Origin of the sequence: Ilumatobacter sp. (genome assembly GCF_049588435.1) — a bacterium.
Classification (GTDB): domain Bacteria; phylum Actinomycetota; class Acidimicrobiia; order Acidimicrobiales; family Ilumatobacteraceae; genus Ilumatobacter_A.
Window position 1 is genome coordinate 1 of the sequence record NZ_JBAVYV010000409.1, and the last position, 2431, is coordinate 2431.

Annotated in this window: 1 pseudogene; it reads right to left on the bottom strand. The window is 66.1% G+C overall.

Annotation, left to right across the window (positions count from 1 at the left end):
* Window positions 1–2431: pseudogene (locus tag WBV89_RS15785) on the bottom strand (hypothetical protein); the annotation flags it as partial.

Consider the following 2431-nt stretch of genomic DNA (forward strand, 5'->3'; position numbering starts at 1 on the left):
GTCGTGTACCCGCAGGATTCCCCATGCTCCGCCTTCCAGGTCGCGAGCGACCGAGTTGTAGAAGAGGAAGTCACCGGGGAGTCCGGCGGTCCCTCCCGCTCCTCCTTCGAGCACGAGGTCCTCACGCTCGGAGATCCCGATGTTCACCGTGTCGACGAGCGCGCTCCCCTCGAGATAGCGCTCCTGGCGGAAGCGGTGGCCGGACACCCGCAGAGTTCCCTCGCGATCCATCACACCCAGACCGCGGATCACGACCGGGTCGCCGACATACGCACGCAGGATCGCCGTGTCGGGGTCACCGTTGGTCACCGAGGAGAACGGGAACACGGGGTCGCGCAGGACGAGCGGCGCCGTGCGCATGTTCATCAGCGCGATGTCGGGGGTATCCGGTAGTCCGTCGAGGTCCAGCCGGTCGGACATCATGGCGAGCACCTCACGGAAACTCCCGTCCTGGCCGACCCCCTGGGATGTTCCCGGTGGCGCGTGGATGTCCGCGATCGGCCCCGAGCGGATCTCGTCTCCGGTCATCGGGTCGTGCCACGTCGAGCCCTTCGGTTCGATGACGTGAGCACCGAACAGCCCGTCTCGCCAGTTCGCGAACGAGACGTGGTCGTGCCAGAACACGGTGCCCGCGTCGACGTCGGAGTACCAGATGTACTGGGCGAACTCGACCCCCGCGGTCTCACCGACCGCGTGGACATTCTGCAACGGTTCGTCGAAGGTGATCGTGGTGCCGGCGATGCTCTCGATCCGCCGCACCTCGGTGCACGGCCGATCCGCGTTGTCCGGTTCGGCGACCGGCGTGCCGCTGGTCGAGTCGCACATCCCTTCGCCCAGGCCGATCCCGATGTCGATTCCCGCGCGCAGTCGGTTGACTCCGGTGACCTCGATCGTGGTCGCACCGGGGACGGCGGGAGCGGTGAGCGTCCGGTTCTCGTCCGCGTACGGACGCACCCCCTGCTCGTAGGCGTACCCGCTCACCACGCCGTCGGATGCCTGCGGATCGAACTGCACCATGTGGGTGTGCATGTTGACCTTCGCGTTGCCGTCGTGGTTGACGTCGTCCTGGTCGCTCGTCAGGATGATGCGCGAACAGTCACCGACGTTGGAGCGCAACACCAGCGGCTCGACCGGCGCTGTCCCGGCGACGACGTCGTCGACGTCCTCATTCAGGGCATAGATCTTCCCATCGGGATTGACGACACCCTCGGCGATCTCGATCGGAATGTCGAGCGCGGTGATCGGATAGTTCAGCACTCGGCGCCCGGGAACGACGTCGGTCGACGGGCACACCGCGTCCTTGTGCGTCGCGTCACCGTCCTCGCCGAGCCACGGCGCACCGCCGTGACCGTTCGGAGAAAATGGCGGTCTGGTCCCGAGGTGAGGTCGGAACTGGGGCCACGCGAGGCGCGCGTTGTCGAGGTTGAACCTGATCGGGGGACGCTCCCCCGGGGTCTCCGACGCGTAGTTCGGCCACGCCCGGGTGTCGTCCGGCTCACCGAGGACGAGCGGTTGGGACGGATCGTCGTCGACGTAGTCGATCTGCCAGTCCCACACCGTCGCGTCGTCGCGATCGATTCGCACGCCCTGCGCGGGAAGGATCCCGGCGACATGGTCCTCGAGCGCCACTTCGGTGCTCGCGTCGTCGAGGTCGGCTGCGGCGACGATCGTCTTCCCGTCGACCTGGGTGCCGAGCAGGTCGAGCGATGTCCCGCCCTGCGCGACCGATGGAGGCTCGTAGTGCGCGTTCCAGTCCGGCGGCATCTCGGGGAAGTCGTCCTGCACCGTGTCGAACACTCGCCAGAACGCCCACATGCCCGAGATGTAGTGGTCGCCGATGTGGCAGTGGAACAAGAAGTCACCGGCAGCCTGTTGGCATCCACCGGCGCCGCATTCGTGTTCGAGGGTGAACGCCTCACCGGGTCCGATCGCCTGCGAGTCCATCCGGGTGGACTCGGCATTCTCGGTCGGGATCTTCTTCAGCCCACCGAACGGCTCGTCGGGTTCGACCTTCGGATTGCGTCGCCAACGATTGCCACCACCGTGGAGATGGTAGACGTGGAACATCTCGCTGCCCGGGTGGGAGATGCGCGTCTTGGTCGCCTCACCCAGGTACGAGTACGGGGTCGGTGTCGGTGGGTCGCCGAACGCGTACGAGCTGTATCCGAGCGACTTGTCGTTCTCCAACTCCAACCGGTTCATGAACGGTTCCGAGCGGAAGTTCAATGCTCGTGACGCGGGGCGGTACACATCGGTGAACGGGTCGAGCAGCGGCACCTCCGACCCGTTTGCGCGCCGCACGATGAAGTCTTCGTTGCCGATCTCGTGGAACAAGATGTTGAACTCTCGGAAGTCGGCGCCGTTCGGGTCGGCGATGATCGCCTCCCACCCGGACTCGAGTTCGGTGCTCGGATCGGCGGGATCGAGATAG